The 17634-nt window shown below is 34.9% G+C and carries 13 protein-coding genes; 10 read left to right on the forward strand and 3 right to left on the reverse strand.

Annotated elements, in window-relative coordinates; translation table 11 throughout:
- Position 1: 1 nt before the first annotated feature.
- From ABMA76_RS00165 to ABMA76_RS00210, 10 genes are all read left to right on the forward strand, one after another.
- Positions 2-2308, forward strand: coding sequence for a PD-(D/E)XK nuclease family protein (locus ABMA76_RS00165; RefSeq protein ID WP_393060544.1), 2307 nt, complete (start codon positions 2-4; stop codon positions 2306-2308).
- On the forward strand, positions 2308-5505 hold the full coding sequence (locus ABMA76_RS00170) for a UvrD-helicase domain-containing protein (RefSeq protein ID WP_393060546.1): 3198 nt from the start codon (positions 2308-2310) through the stop codon (positions 5503-5505). Before ABMA76_RS00165 ends, ABMA76_RS00170 begins: the two co-directional genes overlap by 1 nt.
- A 77-nt stretch (positions 5506-5582) precedes the next feature.
- The gene (locus tag ABMA76_RS00175; RefSeq protein WP_393060548.1) at positions 5583-6296 is read left to right on the forward strand and encodes an outer membrane beta-barrel domain-containing protein; all 714 of its coding nucleotides are present in this window, start codon (positions 5583-5585) and stop codon (positions 6294-6296) included.
- Positions 6297-6307: 11 nt separating this feature from the next.
- Positions 6308-7702: a hypothetical protein gene (locus ABMA76_RS00180; protein WP_393060550.1), complete on the forward strand. Its 1395-nt coding sequence runs from the start codon at positions 6308-6310 to the stop codon at positions 7700-7702.
- Entirely contained in the window at positions 7699-10527 is a 2829-nt protein-coding gene (locus tag ABMA76_RS00185; RefSeq protein WP_393060552.1) for a hypothetical protein, read from the forward strand. Before ABMA76_RS00180 ends, ABMA76_RS00185 begins: the two co-directional genes overlap by 4 nt.
- On the forward strand, positions 10527-11414 hold the full coding sequence (locus tag ABMA76_RS00190; RefSeq protein WP_393060554.1) for a tetratricopeptide repeat protein: 888 nt from the start codon (positions 10527-10529) through the stop codon (positions 11412-11414). Before ABMA76_RS00185 ends, ABMA76_RS00190 begins: the two co-directional genes overlap by 1 nt.
- Positions 11414-11674, forward strand: a complete 261-nt coding sequence (locus ABMA76_RS00195) for a hypothetical protein (RefSeq protein ID WP_392910681.1) — start codon at positions 11414-11416, stop codon at positions 11672-11674. Before ABMA76_RS00190 ends, ABMA76_RS00195 begins: the two co-directional genes overlap by 1 nt.
- A 9-nt stretch (positions 11675-11683) precedes the next feature.
- Positions 11684-13570 carry an AgmX/PglI C-terminal domain-containing protein gene (locus tag ABMA76_RS00200; protein WP_392910680.1) on the forward strand — a complete coding sequence of 629 codons (1887 nt, stop codon included), beginning with the start codon at positions 11684-11686 and terminating at the stop codon, positions 13568-13570.
- A gap of 160 nt (positions 13571-13730) precedes the next feature.
- Positions 13731-14492: an outer membrane lipoprotein-sorting protein gene (locus ABMA76_RS00205; RefSeq protein WP_392910678.1), complete on the forward strand. Its 762-nt coding sequence runs from the start codon at positions 13731-13733 to the stop codon at positions 14490-14492.
- 1 nt (position 14493) lies between these two features.
- On the forward strand, positions 14494-15777 hold the full coding sequence (locus ABMA76_RS00210; protein WP_392910675.1) for a hypothetical protein: 1284 nt from the start codon (positions 14494-14496) through the stop codon (positions 15775-15777).
- Positions 15778-15819: 42 nt separating this feature from the next.
- On the opposite strand, the gene ABMA76_RS00215 is transcribed toward ABMA76_RS00210, so the two are convergent.
- The 3 genes from ABMA76_RS00215 to ABMA76_RS00225 are packed head-to-tail and all read right to left on the reverse strand — an operon-like array spanning position 15820 to position 17531.
- Positions 15820-16329 (reverse strand): biopolymer transporter ExbD, encoded by a 510-nt coding sequence (locus ABMA76_RS00215; protein WP_021268040.1) that lies wholly within the window; start codon positions 16327-16329, stop codon positions 15820-15822.
- A gap of 21 nt (positions 16330-16350) precedes the next feature.
- Positions 16351-16878, reverse strand: a complete 528-nt coding sequence (locus ABMA76_RS00220) for an ExbD/TolR family protein (protein WP_392858104.1) — start codon at positions 16876-16878, stop codon at positions 16351-16353.
- Between the two features lie 2 nt (positions 16879-16880).
- Entirely contained in the window at positions 16881-17531 is a 651-nt protein-coding gene (locus tag ABMA76_RS00225; RefSeq protein ID WP_392910671.1) for a MotA/TolQ/ExbB proton channel family protein, read from the reverse strand.
- Between the last annotated feature and the right edge of the window lie 103 nt (positions 17532-17634).

A 17634-nucleotide genomic window follows, 5' to 3' on the forward strand; every position in this document is an offset into this window, starting at 1 on the left:
CGTGTTAAACCTCTATTTATATAAAAATCATTTTGATGAGTTGTTTCAAGAGAATCAAAATATTGCTAACTGGCAAATTATCTGTCCTTCTCCACAGCGTTCTGACTTGTATCGCGATTATCTTATTCGTAAAGGGCATGCAAAGAATACTGAAACAATCACAGTTGCTAAGTTTCTGTCGGATCACATTAATTTAACTGATGAACAAACTAAACTTTCAAAGTCTGAACTCATGGTTGACCTTTGGACATTTTGGAAATCGGCCGTCAATGATGATTATGAGAAGTTTCATTTTTGCTTTGAGCTATTCACAGAGGTTCGCTCATTTGATTTAAGTGGCTCCCTTATCGAAGAGTTGAGCCAGTTGGCCACACTTGAAAAAGATTGTATTTCAGGTCTAATGAGATTCCATACTTACCTTGAAACATTTCATATTGTTGATGAACAAAAATCTTATCAATTAGTAAGTGAGAGTTTTAGGCCACAAGAGAATGTGGGGTACATATTTATTGGATTTGACCATTTAAATGCAAATCAGATTGATATGTTAAAAGGGATGGGGAAAAAGGCTAACGTTTTTGTGCCATTTGAGAAATCAGTTTTTAATCAATGTGATAGTAAAATATTTTGGCCGAATTGGATTGAGCTTGAACAAACGAAAGAGGTAGAGGATTTAGAGGGGATATCTTGTGATTATATTTCAATCCCTTCGGGAAGAAGTGCTGAGTATTTAAGTGATTTGATTTCAGGAGAAAAACAAATTTTAAGTTTTTCTAATGGATTGGACTTAACTCAGGTTAATTCAATTCTTCTTTCGCAAAAAAGGTTTAAAACGGACTTTGCACTATTTTTTACTAGTGTTGATCAACTTACTTCAAAAGTTCAAGAACAACTTAACTTAAACAAAGGACATCTAAGGGCAGAGGACTTAATCACTTTTCTAGATAAGCTAGCTCTTTCTCATATGAATGAAAAAGGCTTTATGCTCTTTAAAACGATTCTAGCTTTCAAGAAAGAAGTGATTAGTTTTAGTGAGAAGGCGACAGTGAATGAAAATATCTATAACGCTGATTTAAAGCTTTTAAAAGAAGTTCTAGGTTTAAATCTTCCAAGAACATCAGTCGTTAATATTTCAATGACTGATACTGGTACAATCGGAACAAGAGATAATTTATTAACTTTCGAAAATGCCGATGAACAATACCTCTATATATCTAAGGATGACTTAGGTGCTTTAAGCTCTTCTCAAAGATTCTCTAATGATGTGCTTGTTATATTTAGTGCGTTTGGGCCTCTGCAAAGTAAGAACCTCGATATTGTAATTTTAAGAAATCAGCTAAGACGATTTATCAACAGTGGTGGAAATCTGATATTAGAAGAAGGTTTAACTCATGGGAGTTCGATAGCAGAAAATTTATTTGAAGGTGTTGAGTTAAGCCCAGGGCATATGGAAGGTAGTAAAAGGAAGAATTTTAAAACTATCTATGGTCAAAAAGCTTTCATTCCTGAAAAGCTATCTCCTTCCTTCATCCAGACTTATATTGATTGTCCAAAAAAATGGCATCTGAAATATGCTCAGGGAGTTGATCTAGATGTCTCTTCTTCAGCATTTATTGATCGTCGCTATATTGGAACTATTAACCACAGTGTTATCGAGTCATACTTAGAGCTACACAGTCATTATGATCGAGGAGTACTTAAGGAGCTAATTTCTAATACTTTCAAACGATTCATTGATGAGAAGTCTCTACTTCCGGAAAAGATAGACATTGAAAGTTTAAAGCTCTCAGTTGAGTCTTACTGTAGTGGAATTATTTATAAGCTACTAGAAATTAAGAATGAAGCAAATGTGGAGTTCTTCTTTGAAAGAGATATCTCAAAAGTAAACGAAAGCTACAAGGGATCCATCGACTTAGTTATTAAAGATGGAAGTGATTATTATATTTATGATTTCAAGACGTCTGGCGGAGCGGTTCCGTCAAAAACAGATATTAATGAATTTAGAAAGATCCAGCTTCTTGCCTATTTTGAAGCATGGGGTGTGGAGCATCACTTAAAAGGTGGCGGTTACCTTTGTCTCGAAAATTTGAAAGACTCAATATTTATAGGTGAAGAAAAGTTTTTTAATGAGTTTCATTCAAGAACAAATCGAATAGAGAATTATAAGAAAGAAGAGTTTAATGAGTTTATGAGTGAAACAATGGTTTCAATGAGAGAAGCCGAGTCTTGGCCGGCAACTCCTCAAAGCTCTAGTATATGTACCTTCTGCGTTGCAAATCCAATTTGTGCTAAAGGTGGAGATCAGTAATGGCCATTCAATTAAATTCAGAACAAGAAAAAGCAGTCATGCATAGTGGTGGTGTTCTTCTCAATGCTGGAGCAGGGTCGGGGAAGACTAGAGTTATTATCGAACACTTAGCATATTTAATAGAGAAGAAGTATGATGCACTTTTTGAAGTGGGACACACAGATATCCTAGGTCAGTTAAAATCATATCTTTCTAAAATAGTGGTTATGACATTTACAAAAGAAGCGGCTGGAGAGTTACAGTCTCGTATGTTTGATCGATTTTCAAATGTGGATGATGTTACAAAGAAGAAAGTAATTGATGAAGCACTAGAGTCTCTTGGGATTTCAACTATTCACAGTTTTTGCTTAAAATTAATTAAACGCGGCTATATTTTTGGTGCACCAGCTAATCTCGATATCGTTGATCGTTTTAAAATTAATGTAAAAATTGAAGAACTGACTAAGCAGTGGTTTACTCGTAACTTGAAAGAGCAAAAGATTGAGATATTTTTAAAGAATATTGATGCGCTAATCAGTTCGATGCAATTTGTCTTCGCAAGTCCAGAGCTTAGGTATGAATGGTCCAGCATCGATGTAGACGATGTTTCATTTAACGAGAGTGAATATTTCGATAATATATTAGGCTTACTCGGTTGCAATGAAGTCTTTAGTAACCACTACTCAAGTGATACTTACTCTGATGAGCATAGCAAGAAAGCTTGGTGGAAGCATTTAAGTGCATCAGAGTCTTTCTTTTTGTCTAAGAATTATAGCTGGGAAAATATAAAACGCTTTTGTGAAATATATAAGTCTAATAAGCCTCGAAAATCGAAGGGAATACCTCTAGAAGTTGGAGAGCTTATTGATCAATGTAATTCTTTATTGAAGTTCTATGATAAGGAATCTGAAAATTATGATGCTTTCTTTGAAAACAAAGAAATATACCGTGAGTGGCTAACTCTATATAAGGAGTTATTTAATTATATTGAAGAACATTATTATAATTACCCTGGTATTGATTTTTCGGATATTGAATACTTAACACTTAAGTCATTAGAGGAGAGTGAAGAGTCACGTAGGCTTTGCCAGGAAAACTTTGATTATATTATTGTCGACGAGTATCAGGATACCTCTCCAGGGCAGTATCAAATTATTAAAAATGTTATTGGTGAAAACTTTAATCGCTTAATGTGTGTAGGTGATAGAAAGCAGGCCATCTATGGGTTTAGAGGTGGTGAAATTGCTGTCTTTAACCAAACGGAAAAAGTTATTCCACAAAATCTCTATATGTCTAACAATTACCGCTCTGAGGAAGCAGTTGTAAATTTCAATAATCAATTTTTTGAAACAATCTTTGGTCTTGGGGAAAAGTATCAAGGTCATGATCAGTATAGTGTGAAAGTTGATTATCAAAATTTTCCAGATGTAAAGGAAGCAGGTCTTGGAATTGTAAAAGGTCACAAGGTAAATCTTGAGCTTGAATTAGAAAAGAAATCTTCGACAGTCTATGACAATATTGAAGCAGCTGCAATTTGTGAGTTAATTAAACGAAAGCAAAGTGAAAATCCTGATGAAGAGATATGTATTTTATATCGAACACTAGCTCCTTCAAAACAGCTGATTTCTAATCTTATGTCCGCCTCAATTCCATTTGTGGCCCAAGTTAAAATTCCATATGGTGAAGACCCGCTTGTTATTATATTTAAGGCCTTTGTAAACTTCTTAATAGAAGGAGTTAAGGAAGGTGCTGATGAAAAGAGACTTCAGGCAATAGCACGATATTATAACTTTATCATAGAAGGGGTTTGTAGCCATTACTATGAATCATATCAAAATGTAGATGTATTAAATCTGATAAAGATGAAAGATATTTTTCTCAATAGTAATATTGAGTATGCATTTTGGTCATTTGTATTTGACTTGGGCCTATCAAGCTCTGCATACAAGAATAACTCTGAAAAAATTAATGGAATCATTGGTGGAGCAAAGGGTGATATCGATCAAATATATAAAATTCTTAAATCATTAGAAAAAGACTCTTACAGTGCGAGCTTTTCTTATCTTTCTCAACCGAAAGTTCGAATTATGACAACTCACGCTTCTAAGGGACTAGAGTTCGATACGATCATTTTAGGTGGTATTCACACTAATGGACGAACTGTAGTGGATAAATCAAAATTTGGTGCGCTTCCTGGAGCATTATCTTGGAGTGCAGATATCAATAGTAAAAAGCTGAATTCATCACCTAATTTGATTTTAGAAAAGTTAATAAAGAAACAAAAAGAGTTTTCAGAGTCGAAAAGACTTTTCTATGTTGCCTGCACTAGGGCCGTCGAAAATATCGAATATTTTGATATTAGTATAAATGGTGAGGATGTTAAGCATTCTGATAATAGCTGGATTGTTCCACTTAGAAATTATCAAATAAAAACAGTTTCTCTTGAAGACTTTGAACTAGACTATGAAGTTTCTCAAGCAACGCGACCACCAATTTACTTTCTGGATCCTCTCGGGATTAAGAATATTGAAAATAAAGTAGATATCGGCCTAATCTCTGAACTTTCAGTTACGAAGCTATCGGAGCTAGCTCTTTGTTCTAGAAAGTTCTACTTAAATCAGGTTTTAAAACTAGAAGATGATCTCAAAGAGTTTGCAAAAGAAAAAGATATTGAGCTACCACACATTCAAGGTGTTTCAGATGTTGATCGCGGAAATAGACTTCACTTCTTAGTAGAAAATTTAATCAAGGAACGTGATTTAAAATTCAATAATACTGATGAAGTAGAAATAGTCGGATGGGTTGGAGATGAAATTAAGAAATCATCCCATGATAAAATCTTAAGTGAACACCAAATAAAATTCTCTTTCTTTGGTCAGATGATCACGGGGATTATTGATGGATTACTCTATCAAAACGGACAGGTAATCGAAATTTGGGACTTCAAATCAGGTTTAATTGATGATGATAAGTTACGATCATATTTCTTCCAGTTAAAGACATATGCTCTTGGTCTGGTATTAGTTGGTGAACAAGTTACTGAAAAAATTAAGCTGAAGGTCCTCGCTCTTGACCAAAAAAGAGTGATCGAGGAAGAGGTCTTAGTGGCCAACCTTGAAGCTGACTTATTTGCAACTTGGCGAAACCTTACAGACTTAGTCGGAAAAAGGATTCCACACTGTTCATCATGCACGTATGGAAATTTATGCCACCAATAAGCGACTTAAATTGTAGTTAACATCTTATGTTAAAATAATCACTGTAAATCCAACTATTTGAAAGGCAGGACGCTAAAATGATTAGGATGATCTTTGTATTATTTTTAACTTTTATGACGATTAAAACTTTCGCAGCAGAAAGTGATCTCTACAATTTTTCATGGCTTGATAAAGATAAAGAAATTTACGTACTTCAAAATCGTAAGTTCAAAAAACAGCAACGCTTCTTTGTGAGTGGAGGATTTGGTAAGACCCTTTCTGGCGCATTCGTTGATTCAACTTCGATGCAGTTAAGGGCCGGTTATTTTTTTACTGAAGAGCTTGGTGCTGAGTTTATTTATTCTTCAAACTCAGGTGAAGAAAACGATACGGCCGCTTCGGTTAGAAATAGTAATGGGGGAGGAAGTGGTTCTATTCCATTTAGAAGAATTGTAAATGACTATATTGGTGCTATGGTAACTTGGGCACCTTTCTATTCTAAAATTAATACATTCAACACTATTTTATATGTCGACTGGATCTTTGGTCTAGGTTTCGCAAAACTTAACGAAACAAATAACGGTCCAGAAGTTAGGGCCGGATCTCCAAACCCTGGTCTAACTATTGATGAGTCTCACACGGGACTAATGTGGGATGTTTCAACTAAATTCTATATTAATCAATCATGGAGTATTAGAGCAGATATTAACGGAATCCTGTATCAAGCAGCACCTGCGAGGGAATCTGGTTCAGAGAGTGATCAACTGTATTCGAATATTGATCTTACTTTCGCTGTTCAGTTTGACTTATAAAGGAAGCTATTGTGTTTAAGAAAGCGCTTATAACATTTCTAATATTGGGTCAGGCCTATGCTCTTGAGTCAATATGGACTGACTTAACGAAATCAAAAAACCGTATTACTCGTTATCCAAATATCATTAAGCAATTAATTGATAAAGAGATGTATCACACAGCAGTACCTTACGTGAAAGAGTACTTAGTTACATATAAAGGAAGAACGAATAAGAATTTCGAATATCTTTTTGAACAAGTTGTATCAAAAGTAGGGGATAGACAATTTATTCTGTTACCAGAAAGCTATCTGAAAAATATTGATTCACCGACTCTTAAGTATCTACTTGCAAAAAAGCAACTTAAGAGAAGAAAATACAAGGAAGCATTACAAACTTTAAATGGTACAATCCCATCGGCTCATCCGGTTAAACCATTTGCCTTACACCTTGAAGGTGTGGCGTTTACAATGCTAAGAAGTTTCAAGGCCGCTGTTGGCGCATTTGAAAATTGTATTGATCAATCAACAAGTAGTAATGATGAAGTTCGTGCAAGGCAACTACAGATTAATCAAGACTACTGCTTGGCCGGAATTGCTCGAGTAAAGTATGAACAAAGAAATCTTGAAGAGTCAGAACTTGCGTTTATTGATATTGATAAAAGATCATATATTTGGCCTGAGCTACTAATTGAAGAGGCATGGAATAGTTATTATAAGGGAGACTATAACAGGACTCTTGGTAAGTTAGTAACATATAAAGCTCCTGTTCTTAACTATATTGTAAATCCTGAGATTAATGTTTTGAAGGCACTGAGCTACTATAAGCTATGCCTATATGATGATATGTCCAATATCATTGATGATCACTATAAAGAATTCGATAAGTCTAAGCAAGTTATTGATAAGATGCTTGCTAAGAAACACTCTCTTGAGTGGTACTTCAAGTTTATCAATAGTTATGTTGATGGAAAGAAGTATTACGATTCATTAACTAATAAGCTTCTTGAAAACGTAAGAAAGGACCCAGCTTTTCTTCAACTTTATAAGAGTTATAAAGATGGGCTTAGAGAAATTAAAACAATTAAAAAAGTAAGGAATAGAAGACTAAGAAAGATTCTTGCAATCAACCTGAAAGACTCTCTCTTTTTACAACAGAAGCTTATAGGATCATATGTAAAAAAGGTTTTTAAGTTAACTTCTGCGCAATTAGAAAAGTCATTCATTGGTCTAAGTTACTTAAGACTTGAAGCTTTAAATGCAAGAAAAGCACTTTTATATAGTGGAATTACAGATACGGGTGCAAGAGGAGACATCAAGTACCTTAAGAGAAACTCAAAACAATATTTTTGGTCATTTAATGGTGAGTTTTGGGCAGATGAATTAGGTGATTATGTATTTGCTCTTCGATCGGAGTGTCAGAAATGATTAAGGTTTTATTATTTGCAACTCTTATAAGTTTTAATTCTTTTGGTATCAAACTTAATACCAAAAGAGATCGTATTGTTTCAGTAATCGATATGGAGCTTAAAGAGCTTGTGCGTATGAAACGATACTCAAAAAACGATACAATGCTCGATTTACGTATGGCCGAACTAAATTTAGAAAAGGGCCGAATCATTCGTGAACAAGAGAATGAAAACTTCTTCAATTTAGATATTAAGGATAAGAAGCGTATTGATCGCAAGAAGTTCTTTGCAGAATCTAGCTCTTACTACAACCGTGCTCAACAAATCGGTTTAGCAATCTTGAAGAAGAGGCCAAATGCAAAGGCCCGTTCACATATCTATTATATTCTTGCTTATAATGAACTTGAGAATGTTCAAATGGATCGCGCAAAGTCATTATTTGTTAAGTCCGTTAAGTCTGCGCCAAAGAATGACTTAATTGGTGTGAAGTCTCGCCTTGCTCTAGGTGATATCTACTACCGAGAAGGGGACTTTAATAAATCTAAGAGATACTACGACACTGTCATCTATAAAATTAAAGATGATAAGTGGTATACAAAATATTTATACAATCTGGCTTGGTCTAACTTTAGAGTCGGAAAGAAGAATACTGCGATTAAGCAAATGAAAGAGGTTCATAGCCTATCTAAGAGTCCTAAATACATTGATAAGAAAGATATGGCCGGACGTGATGTTGGTTATTTCTATGCAGATAAGGGCGACACAAAGAGAGCTCTTCAGTTTTATCAAAATGAAAAAGGCACTCCTGAGAAAAACTTCTACGATATGGGAATGTTTCTTCTTGATAAGCAAAAGTACTCTCAAGCTGCTGGAATGTTTAAATCTGCTTTTAGAGGGAATAATGAAGAATATAAGGCGAAGTCTTTAGTTCAACTTCTTCAGATTTACGATAAGTATAATAACAATAAGAATTTTCTTGTTTTTGCACGTACAATCACTAAAACAAAACTAAACCCTGAACAAAGAAAAGAAGCACTTTTCTATGTGACAAAGAGAGCAGCTCATCTCCAAAAAGAATTGGGAATGTCACACAATAAGAAACGTCCAAAGGTCATGAGATTTAAGGGGCGTATCGCAGCAGAACTTTACTTCATCTCACAAGAAGTCGACCCTAGCTTAAGTGAAAGAGCGCTATTCTATGCTGGTGAGTCTTACTATGCAGCTGATGAATATAAGCAAGCACTCTTTATGTACGATAAGGTTATCTCATCGGATAAGACTAATAATGTGTATTTTAAGCGTTCCCTAGCAGGTATGATTGTCGTACTAAATGATAAAAAAACGTCTGCATCAATTAGATCTAAATACTTCGAAAAAGTTTTTTCGACATATATTAAGCATGAAGATTCAAAGGTTAAAAAGAATAAAGCAGTTGAAAAACTATTCTCTTATTATGTCGATGAACAAAAAGACGCCAAAAAAGCTCAGAACTTATTCTTTGTTTATGCCAAGGAAAACCCAAGAGCAATTTCAAAAAATGAGGCAATGATTGGCCGAATTGTCGATCTAAATAAGTCTCAAAAGAATAAATCAGAACTTATGAGTTTTGTTGGTGAGTTAAAGTCAACAGGGATTCCGCTTAGAAGAGGCTTTATTACTCATTTAAATAAAATTATTCTTGTTGCCCAGTTCTCAGATATTCAAAAGGCAAATCAAAAAGGTGATAAGGTAACGGCATTAAAGGGTTACCTATTTATCTATAAAGATAAAGAAAGTACTGCTGAGGCCAAAAGAAATGCTGCTTACAATATTGCCGTTCTATTCTATGAATCAGGTAATGTTGATCTTATGTCCAAATGGTTAGATCGCGCAATAGATGAAATGCTCGTTTCTGAAATAACTAAGTTCTACGAATCTTTTAATAGCATTATTAGTGAATTATTTTTAAGACAAAGAGTTGATGCAGGTATGGCACTAACTCAGAAGTTGTTAACGAAAACATGTTCGATTAGAGATAAGAATAAAGAAGGCTTACTTAAGAATTATATCGTTATGGGACTTGCTACTCGAAAAGATAGTGCTGCTGTTAGTTTTGTGGATGCACAATCTAAGTGTCGATTCAATAATTCAACATTGTTAGCATCGTATGAGCAAATCTTTGATTACTATATTGATTTTAAACTATTAAGCAAGGCCGATACAATATATCGTCAACGCCTAAGTGCTTATACAAAGAGCTTGTATAAAAAATCTGAGTATGTAGGGAAACTTTCGAAGCTTTCAAGGTCCCAGAAGAATAATTCTCGTTATGCAGGAGAGCTAAATTATATCTACAGTAAGGTGAAAAAGAAGAAAAGCTTAGCAATTGAAACAATAGACGAAGTCGCTCTGATGGAAGTTGATAAGTTAGAAAATGAAGTTAATAACTTTAATTCAATAGCTCTTAGCTTCCCTGAAAATAAATTCAATAATACGATGAAATTAAAGTTTAATCGCTTAGATCGTATTCAAGGAAAAGTCGCAGCAATCGTGGCCATGGGGTCTGGTGAGGCAATGGTTAAGAGTTACTCTCTTTTAATTAATTCATTTGATCAATTTTCATCTGACGTTGGTAATTTTTCACCGACAGGCAAGTCCGCTGAATATGTGAAGTCCTTTAAGGGAAGTATGGCCAACGTTTCAGCAAATCTCGCAACTAAGTCACGTCAATTAAAAAGAGAATTAGATAACTTAATCAATAAAAATGATGTTCTAACGGTAAACTTTGGGACGTTGTCGAGACAAGGTCTAGGTCTTCCAACGATGACAGGACCGGTCTTAATGGATAAGAGGGGGAATCGTTAATGAAGTATTTAGCTATTCTTTCAATGCTACTAATTGTTTCATGTGCTTCTTCAAAGAAGGGGACAACTCAGCAATTAGAAGATGGTGAGCAAATTGAAAACCTAACGAATGCTGATTTTAAACCAAAGAGTCAGATCCGCTATAATGCAGAAGCTGATTATCATTTAATTAATGATCTGGTTGATGATGTTTTAGAAGACGAATCTCTGGATAAAGTTAAGCTAGATAAACTTGAAGAAATTGATTCTAAAAAAACAGGACTTGTAGGTCTCTGTTATATGGGAAATACGAAAGAGGGACTTTCTCAACTTGATCAAATGTATGAGAAGTACAAGGCCAATCCTTCATATTGGAATCAACAAGGAATTTGTTCTTATAAATCTGGTAACAAGAGACTTGCAAAAGTGTATTTTAATAAAGCAGTTGCTTTAGATGATAAGTATATTCCAGCAATTAATAATATTGGTGTGGTCTATGTAGATGAAGATAAAGATGCGAAGGCCATTGCAGCTTTTAAACAGGTTCTGATCCTTAAAAAGAATAATAAAACGGCAATGTTTAACCTTGCTAATATCTACATTAGATATGGCCTGTATTCAAAGTCGATTTCTCTGCTTAAACGTTTATATTCAGTGAATAAGAACGATCGTGATGTGATTAACTCGTTAGTATATTCATATCTGTTTGATGTTAAGCCTAAGTATGCTTATACAATTCTTAAGGAAATGAACTCGGATTATATTGATATTCCAAGTCTTAAAATTGCTCTTTACTATTCTTTGAAGCAATTAAAGAGTGAACATGCAACTACAATTCAAAGTGATTTAGATACTACTGATATGAATGCTAAGGATAAGGCCTTCTATCAACAAGTTAGGAAGATGTAATGATGAAAGTATTAATGTCTGCCATTTTATTACTATTAACTACTCAAGCTTATGGACAAAAATCTGTTAAGGAAAAAGTAGTTTATAAATATAAGAAATTTGAACAATTTAATCTTGAAGAGATCAGTGTTGATGGAGAACTAGGTGCTCCTGGTGAAATTACAGTTTCGAGTCGCTACCTTCGTCAATTTAAAAATAAATTACCTTCAAAACCAAATTTTCATCTTGAAATGATGAAAGGTTTGGATCGTATACGCTAGGGAGTAGAAGTGGATCAAGGAAGATCATTTTATTTAAAAGGTAAAAAAGATATTCGTCTACCTCAGAAAAATCGTATTATCTTAGGAGCAAGTGACTCTTGTGATGTACGTATGAGAGGTGCTGGTATCGATGATATTCATTGTCTAATTGAGTTTGCAGACAAGGTATCTATCTACAGTATGTCTTCTTCAAAACCTGTATTAGTTAATGGAGAAGAAATTGTTACAACTGAACTAAAAGGTGGGGAGTCTATTACAATTGGTAATTACTCATTCACTTTTGATTCGACTGCTCAACTTCCTCCTCAGCAACTAATTCACCCTCAAGAGGTTGTGAAGAACTTACCAAAACAACCTAAGTTTAATGACGAGAGAATTAGAAAGGATGAAGAGTACCAAGTTAACTATCCTTTAAGTATTGATGATAATGTAAAATTCTCTGAATATATATTTGAAGAACCAGATGAAATTTATCCAATCTTTAAATATAGCATTGATAAAGAAGCAGCGGAAGTTATTATCTTATTTAATGGAAAAATCGTTTCACTAGATTATATCCCACACAAAGATGGGAAATTCTATTTAGTGGGTTCAAATGCTCGTGGAAATGATATTGAATTTCCATACCTAGGCAAGAAGGATAAAGTTGAGCTTCTAGATATTAGAAAGAATGATGTTGCAGTTGGAACTATTCCTGGATTTGAGCATCGTACATTCTTAAATAATAAAAACGCTAAAAGTTCACTTCGTCGAGATGATATCCATATTTTTGAAAAGGATAATCTAAAGGTTTTTATAAGAGGAACAGAAGCTCCTCCAATCGTTAAGACTGCACCGATCTTTAGACGTGATAAAGAGTTAAGAAAATATCTTATTTTCTGTATTCTCTTCTTTATAGTCTTTGCAGCTGGAATGTTGAATTTTAAAGTAGATAAAGAAATCGAAAAAGAAAAGGTTCCTGAAAGAATCGCAAAAATTCTTTATCGTCCAAAACAACTTCGTGTCACTAAGAAGAAGAATGTTGTTAAAAATGAAGTTAAAAAGAAGGTTGAAAAGAAAGCACCAGTTAAACAGGCGGTTTCGAATGTTGAGAAGCCTAAAAAGGTAACAAAAAGTAAAGGTGATCCTAGACAAAAGTCTACTTCAACTCCTAAGAAAGGGAAGGCGAGACAAGGGAAGCCAAATGATAAACAAGTTGTGAGACAAAAGAAAAAGAAGGCGTCTAAGCCTGCTCGTACGACAAATAAGAAAACTACAGTTAAGAAGTTAGCGACAAATAGAAAAAGTCGCGGGAAAGTTGATGTTTATAAATCAACATCTTTTACTTCTTCAATGAACTCACTTATGGCCAAAGGTGGAGCTCTAAATTCTTTTAAAGCTGGCTCTGGAGCAAGTGAAAGCTTTGCAGATGATAACTCTGCACTATCGACAGGTGATTCAGCACAAGTTCAGAAAGCTGATGTTAAGGCAGAAGTTGGTTCATTAAGTAGTAAGGCGAGTGGAAAACTTTCATCATCGTTTGGTACAGATGGACTTGTTCAGAAGAAACAAGTTTATATTGCTGGTGTACCATATCGTGAGGTAATTTTAGGTTCAATGGATCGAAATGATATTATGCGTATTCTAATGGAGAACGTTCCTCAATTTAGATATTGTTACCAGAAAGAACTTGATGTGCAACAGAAAGGTATTTCTGGAGTTCTTGGAATGGAATTTGTTATTGGTGCCTCTGGTAACGTGACAAAGGCAAGTGTTGCCAAAGCAGACCGAGGTGTTCCGCCAAGTGTTAAAAATTGTGTTGTAAATCATTTAAAAACAATTCAATTCCCACGACCAAAAGGTGGGGCCGAAGTTGGTGTTCACGTACCACTTAACTTAAATTCAAGCGCTTACTAAATTCATCTAAAAAACACTAACGCCCCTTGTTGTAAAATAAGGGGCATATTTTCAATAATTTAATGAATCCATTGTCATTATCACGAGTAAATGTTCAATCATTGTGTTGTGAATGCTACTATCTGATGGGAAAACATACCGAAAAAACACGAGGTTTCTAATGAAGATAGTTAAACTTTTATTAATGTTATTAACACTTTCTGTATTTGCTAATGATAAAGGCCTAGAGATTGCTAGGAAAATGGATCAAGCGAATAAGGGTTATATTGGTGATACATCAACGATGGAGCTTGTACTAGTTGATTCAAGTGGTGTTGAAATTATCCGTGAAATGCTAGGGGCATCTGGAGAATTTGATGGTGTTGATAAGAGTTTAATGGAGTTTAAAAAACCATTAGATGTTAAAGGAACAAAGCTACTTACTTGGACATGGAAAAATGAAAAAGATGATGACCAATGGCTTTATCTTCCGTCTTTAAAGCGAGTTAAGAAAATTAATTCACGCTCAAAAGGTAGTTCATTTATGGGTTCTGAATTCTCGTTCGAGGATATTGGTGGTCAAACAATTGAGAAATACAATTATAAATATCTAAAAGATGACAAAGTTGCAGGACAAAAAGTTTGGGTACTTGAAAGAGTTGCAAAGGCTAAGAGTTCTTACTCTAAAGTAGTGCTTTACGTTTCTCAAAAGTACTTAGCACCAGTTAAGTCAGAATATTACAATAAAAGAAATGAACACATTAAAACTTCTACAATGGATGAATTCAAATCATACACTGTTGGTAAGAGAAAGATGTGGCGTGCTAATAAAATTGTTATGTTAAACCTTAATAATAAGAAGCAGTCGATTTTTAAGTGGAAAAATAGAGTTATTGGTAAGGCCGTTAATGAGAATGATCTTACTAAGAGGAAGTTAAAGTAAATTGAAAACACTAATATACGGATTAATCACAGGTGCACTTACACTATCAAGCCTTAGTTCTTTAGCTGATGGTAGAGGTGAGGTTTCATTAAACTTTAGAGGTTATGTTGATGATGCTCAAACTCTTTTAGGAGAGAATCAGCCTAATGAATTGGCCTTTGTTAAAGTTACCTTAGAAGATAGAGGTGACTGGAGCGGGTGGGAATATAACCTTTCTCTCGTCGGTCGTGCTGATGAGAAGTATCAAGACAATAGTTATGTGGACTTCAATGAATTAAACCTAGGGCGTAGCTTTGGCAATTGGCAGGCTTCAGTAGGACAACATACCTTTATGTGGTCACGTCTTGAAGCATACCATGTTGTGGATGTTATCAACTCTCGTATCAATGATGGCAATATTGAACGCTTTGAAAAACTTGGAGAAACTTCTGTTGTTCTAAGTCACTATACAAGCATTGGAACGATGAAGTTTATCTATATGCCATATTTTAAAGAAGGTTTCTATCCAGATTCTAAAATGAGAATCTTTGATGGCCTTAGTCCTCAAAAACAAAATGTCGTTAAAGGCAATAAAATTACGGACTCAGATGAAGATAATGAATTTGATCAATTCGCAGTTTACTATGCACATCAGTTTGGTGATCTCGATCTTACTGTCTTTGCTATTGACCATATTGATCGTACGAGACCTGTTTTCGCGGCAGCATCTGTACCTGATTTATTAGCAGGGAATATCAATGCGTATTATCTTGATGTTGCTGATTACGGTACTGCGGCCACTTACTTTTGGGGTGAGCAAACTTTTAAATTCGAATACCTTTACTCTGACTTTAATGTAAACGACTCAGTTTCAATTATTGACTATACTGGTGGGCAAAGAGAGATCTTTAACTATCAACTAGCGTCTATTGGTCACGAGTACACATATAATTATGATAATAATTGGAGTTCTGGATTCTATACTGAATACCAACGCGTCCTTGGTGTTGGTAAAGATAAAAGAAGCCAAGCTCAGATTTTTCAAAATGATCTCTTTATTGGTCATCGCCTAGCACTTAACGATGCATACTCAAATGAGTTTATGCTAGGTCTCTACATTGACCTTGAGAGAGCAGGGGAGACTCTTTACTACTTGAGCTATGAGCGCCGCCTAAACAACGCATGGAAGATGAAGTTAAACTTCCGTGGAGTGACAATTGGTGATGATGCTAAGGCCGACAATCGAGGGCTCTATGTTCTTGATGGGGATGATGAATTTGGCGTGACTTTAACTAGATTCTTCTAGCACAAATAAAAAAGGCTCCTTTCGGAGCCTTTTTCTTTATTACTACTCTTGTCCAAGAACAACGAATTTATACTGTTGAAAACCCGCTTCAGCAGCAGTGTGCATAAGCTTTTTAACATAGTTATACTTCAAAGACTTATCAATAACCAGATTCACAATACCCGAGAATTTTTTCGCATTAGGTGTCATCTTTGCAAGATCATCAATTTCTTTCTTCTTTGCAACGAGCTCGTTATAAAGTGGAACAATAAGCTTCCCACCTTGAGAGTAGAGCTGTCCTTTGAAGGTTTCAGTATTAAGGACTTCTTTATCGTCAACCCAGACGATCTTTGTCGAAACCTGAACAACAACACCTTGCTCATTAATAGACTTTGAAGCAGAGTGTGGGATTGTAATATCTTTTGGAATATTAAGAATTACACCTGTTGTATCATAGCTTCGAATTAGGAATACAAGAAGAATAACAAGAATGTCGAGAAGGGAAGTGATGTCAATATCAAACGGTTCCTTCTTTCTTCTGATTCCTCTATTTCTAATTGAACGATTTCTCATAATAAACCTGATTCTTTATTTCTACGATTGTGTATCGCCAAAAATAATATTGTTAAATAGCTCTAGAACCTTTACGTCCTGTCCATCTCTCTTTGTCCAAACTTCTGGGTCTGTTTTCTTGATATCGCGAACAGCATCCATGATCTTAATTAATTCTTCGTAAGAGATATTTGCATTTGGGATGAAGATAACTTCTTTCTCATCCACATATCTCTTCTTAAGGTCAATTAACTTTTCTCTTAGTTTGAATAGATCGTACTCACCATCAGCTGTTTTACCTGCTGTAAAGATACGTCTCTCATTTGGCCCAGAGTGTAGAGTGATATTACTCGTGTTGATCTTTAGAGTTAGATCTAATCTCTCTTTTTGCTTCTTTGGTGGAGTTGAGTTTGAAATGATAGGAACATCAGATCCAATCTCATAAATTCTCACAAAATTTGCAGACATTAAAAGAAAGAAGATAAAGATGAAGACCGAATCTAAAATTGGAATTAGATTCAGTCTCTCAACTTTCTTATTCTTATATTTTCGACTCGGTTTTCTATACATAATTACTTACTTTCTTCTGTATTTAAGATGTCCATTAACTTAACTGAATACTCATCGATCTCATTGATGATCTTTTCAGACTTTGAACTTAGGAAAGCGTGAATGATCATAATAGTGATCGCTACAAGTAGACCAAGGAATGTTGTGTTCATTGCTTGTGAAATACCTTTAGCAAGAAGCTCTGCCTTTTGCGTTGGATCAGCAGCAGCAACGGCCGCAAATGAAGCGATTAGACCTTGGATCGTTCCCAGTAGTCCAAATAGTGTTGAGATATTAGCAATTAGCTGTAGGTAATTAAGTCTTAGTTCTACTTTTGGAATGATTTCTAAAGCAGTTGCATCGATTGCGTTTTGAATTTGCTCTGGCTTAGCAGAAGCTCTTTCAAGTCCACTTCTTAATACCTTTGGTAAGGCAGCGTTTGATCCTGAACATACGCGTGAGGCACCTTCAACATCATTTGCCATAATATAGCGACGAAGTTCATTCATAAATGATGCTCCATCAACATCAAATTTAAAGCTTAGTTTAAAGAATCTTTCTAATCCAATAGCTAGACCAACGGCCCAGATAAAGAGAATGATCCACATGAAGATTCCACCGTTTTGAAAAAAAGCAGCGATCGTGTTTACCGATGATACAGCTGTGCCTTCCATTTATAGCTCCTTAAAATTATGTACTAACTTAAGAATATTTTAACTCATATTCGCGTCAAGCACTTGATTTTAAAGACTTGGAATAAACTGCCGATTCTTTCTC

It is taken from the genome of Halobacteriovorax sp. ZH5_bin.2 (genome assembly GCF_043196375.1).
Taxonomy (GTDB): Bacteria; Bdellovibrionota; Bacteriovoracia; order Bacteriovoracales; family Bacteriovoracaceae; genus Halobacteriovorax_A.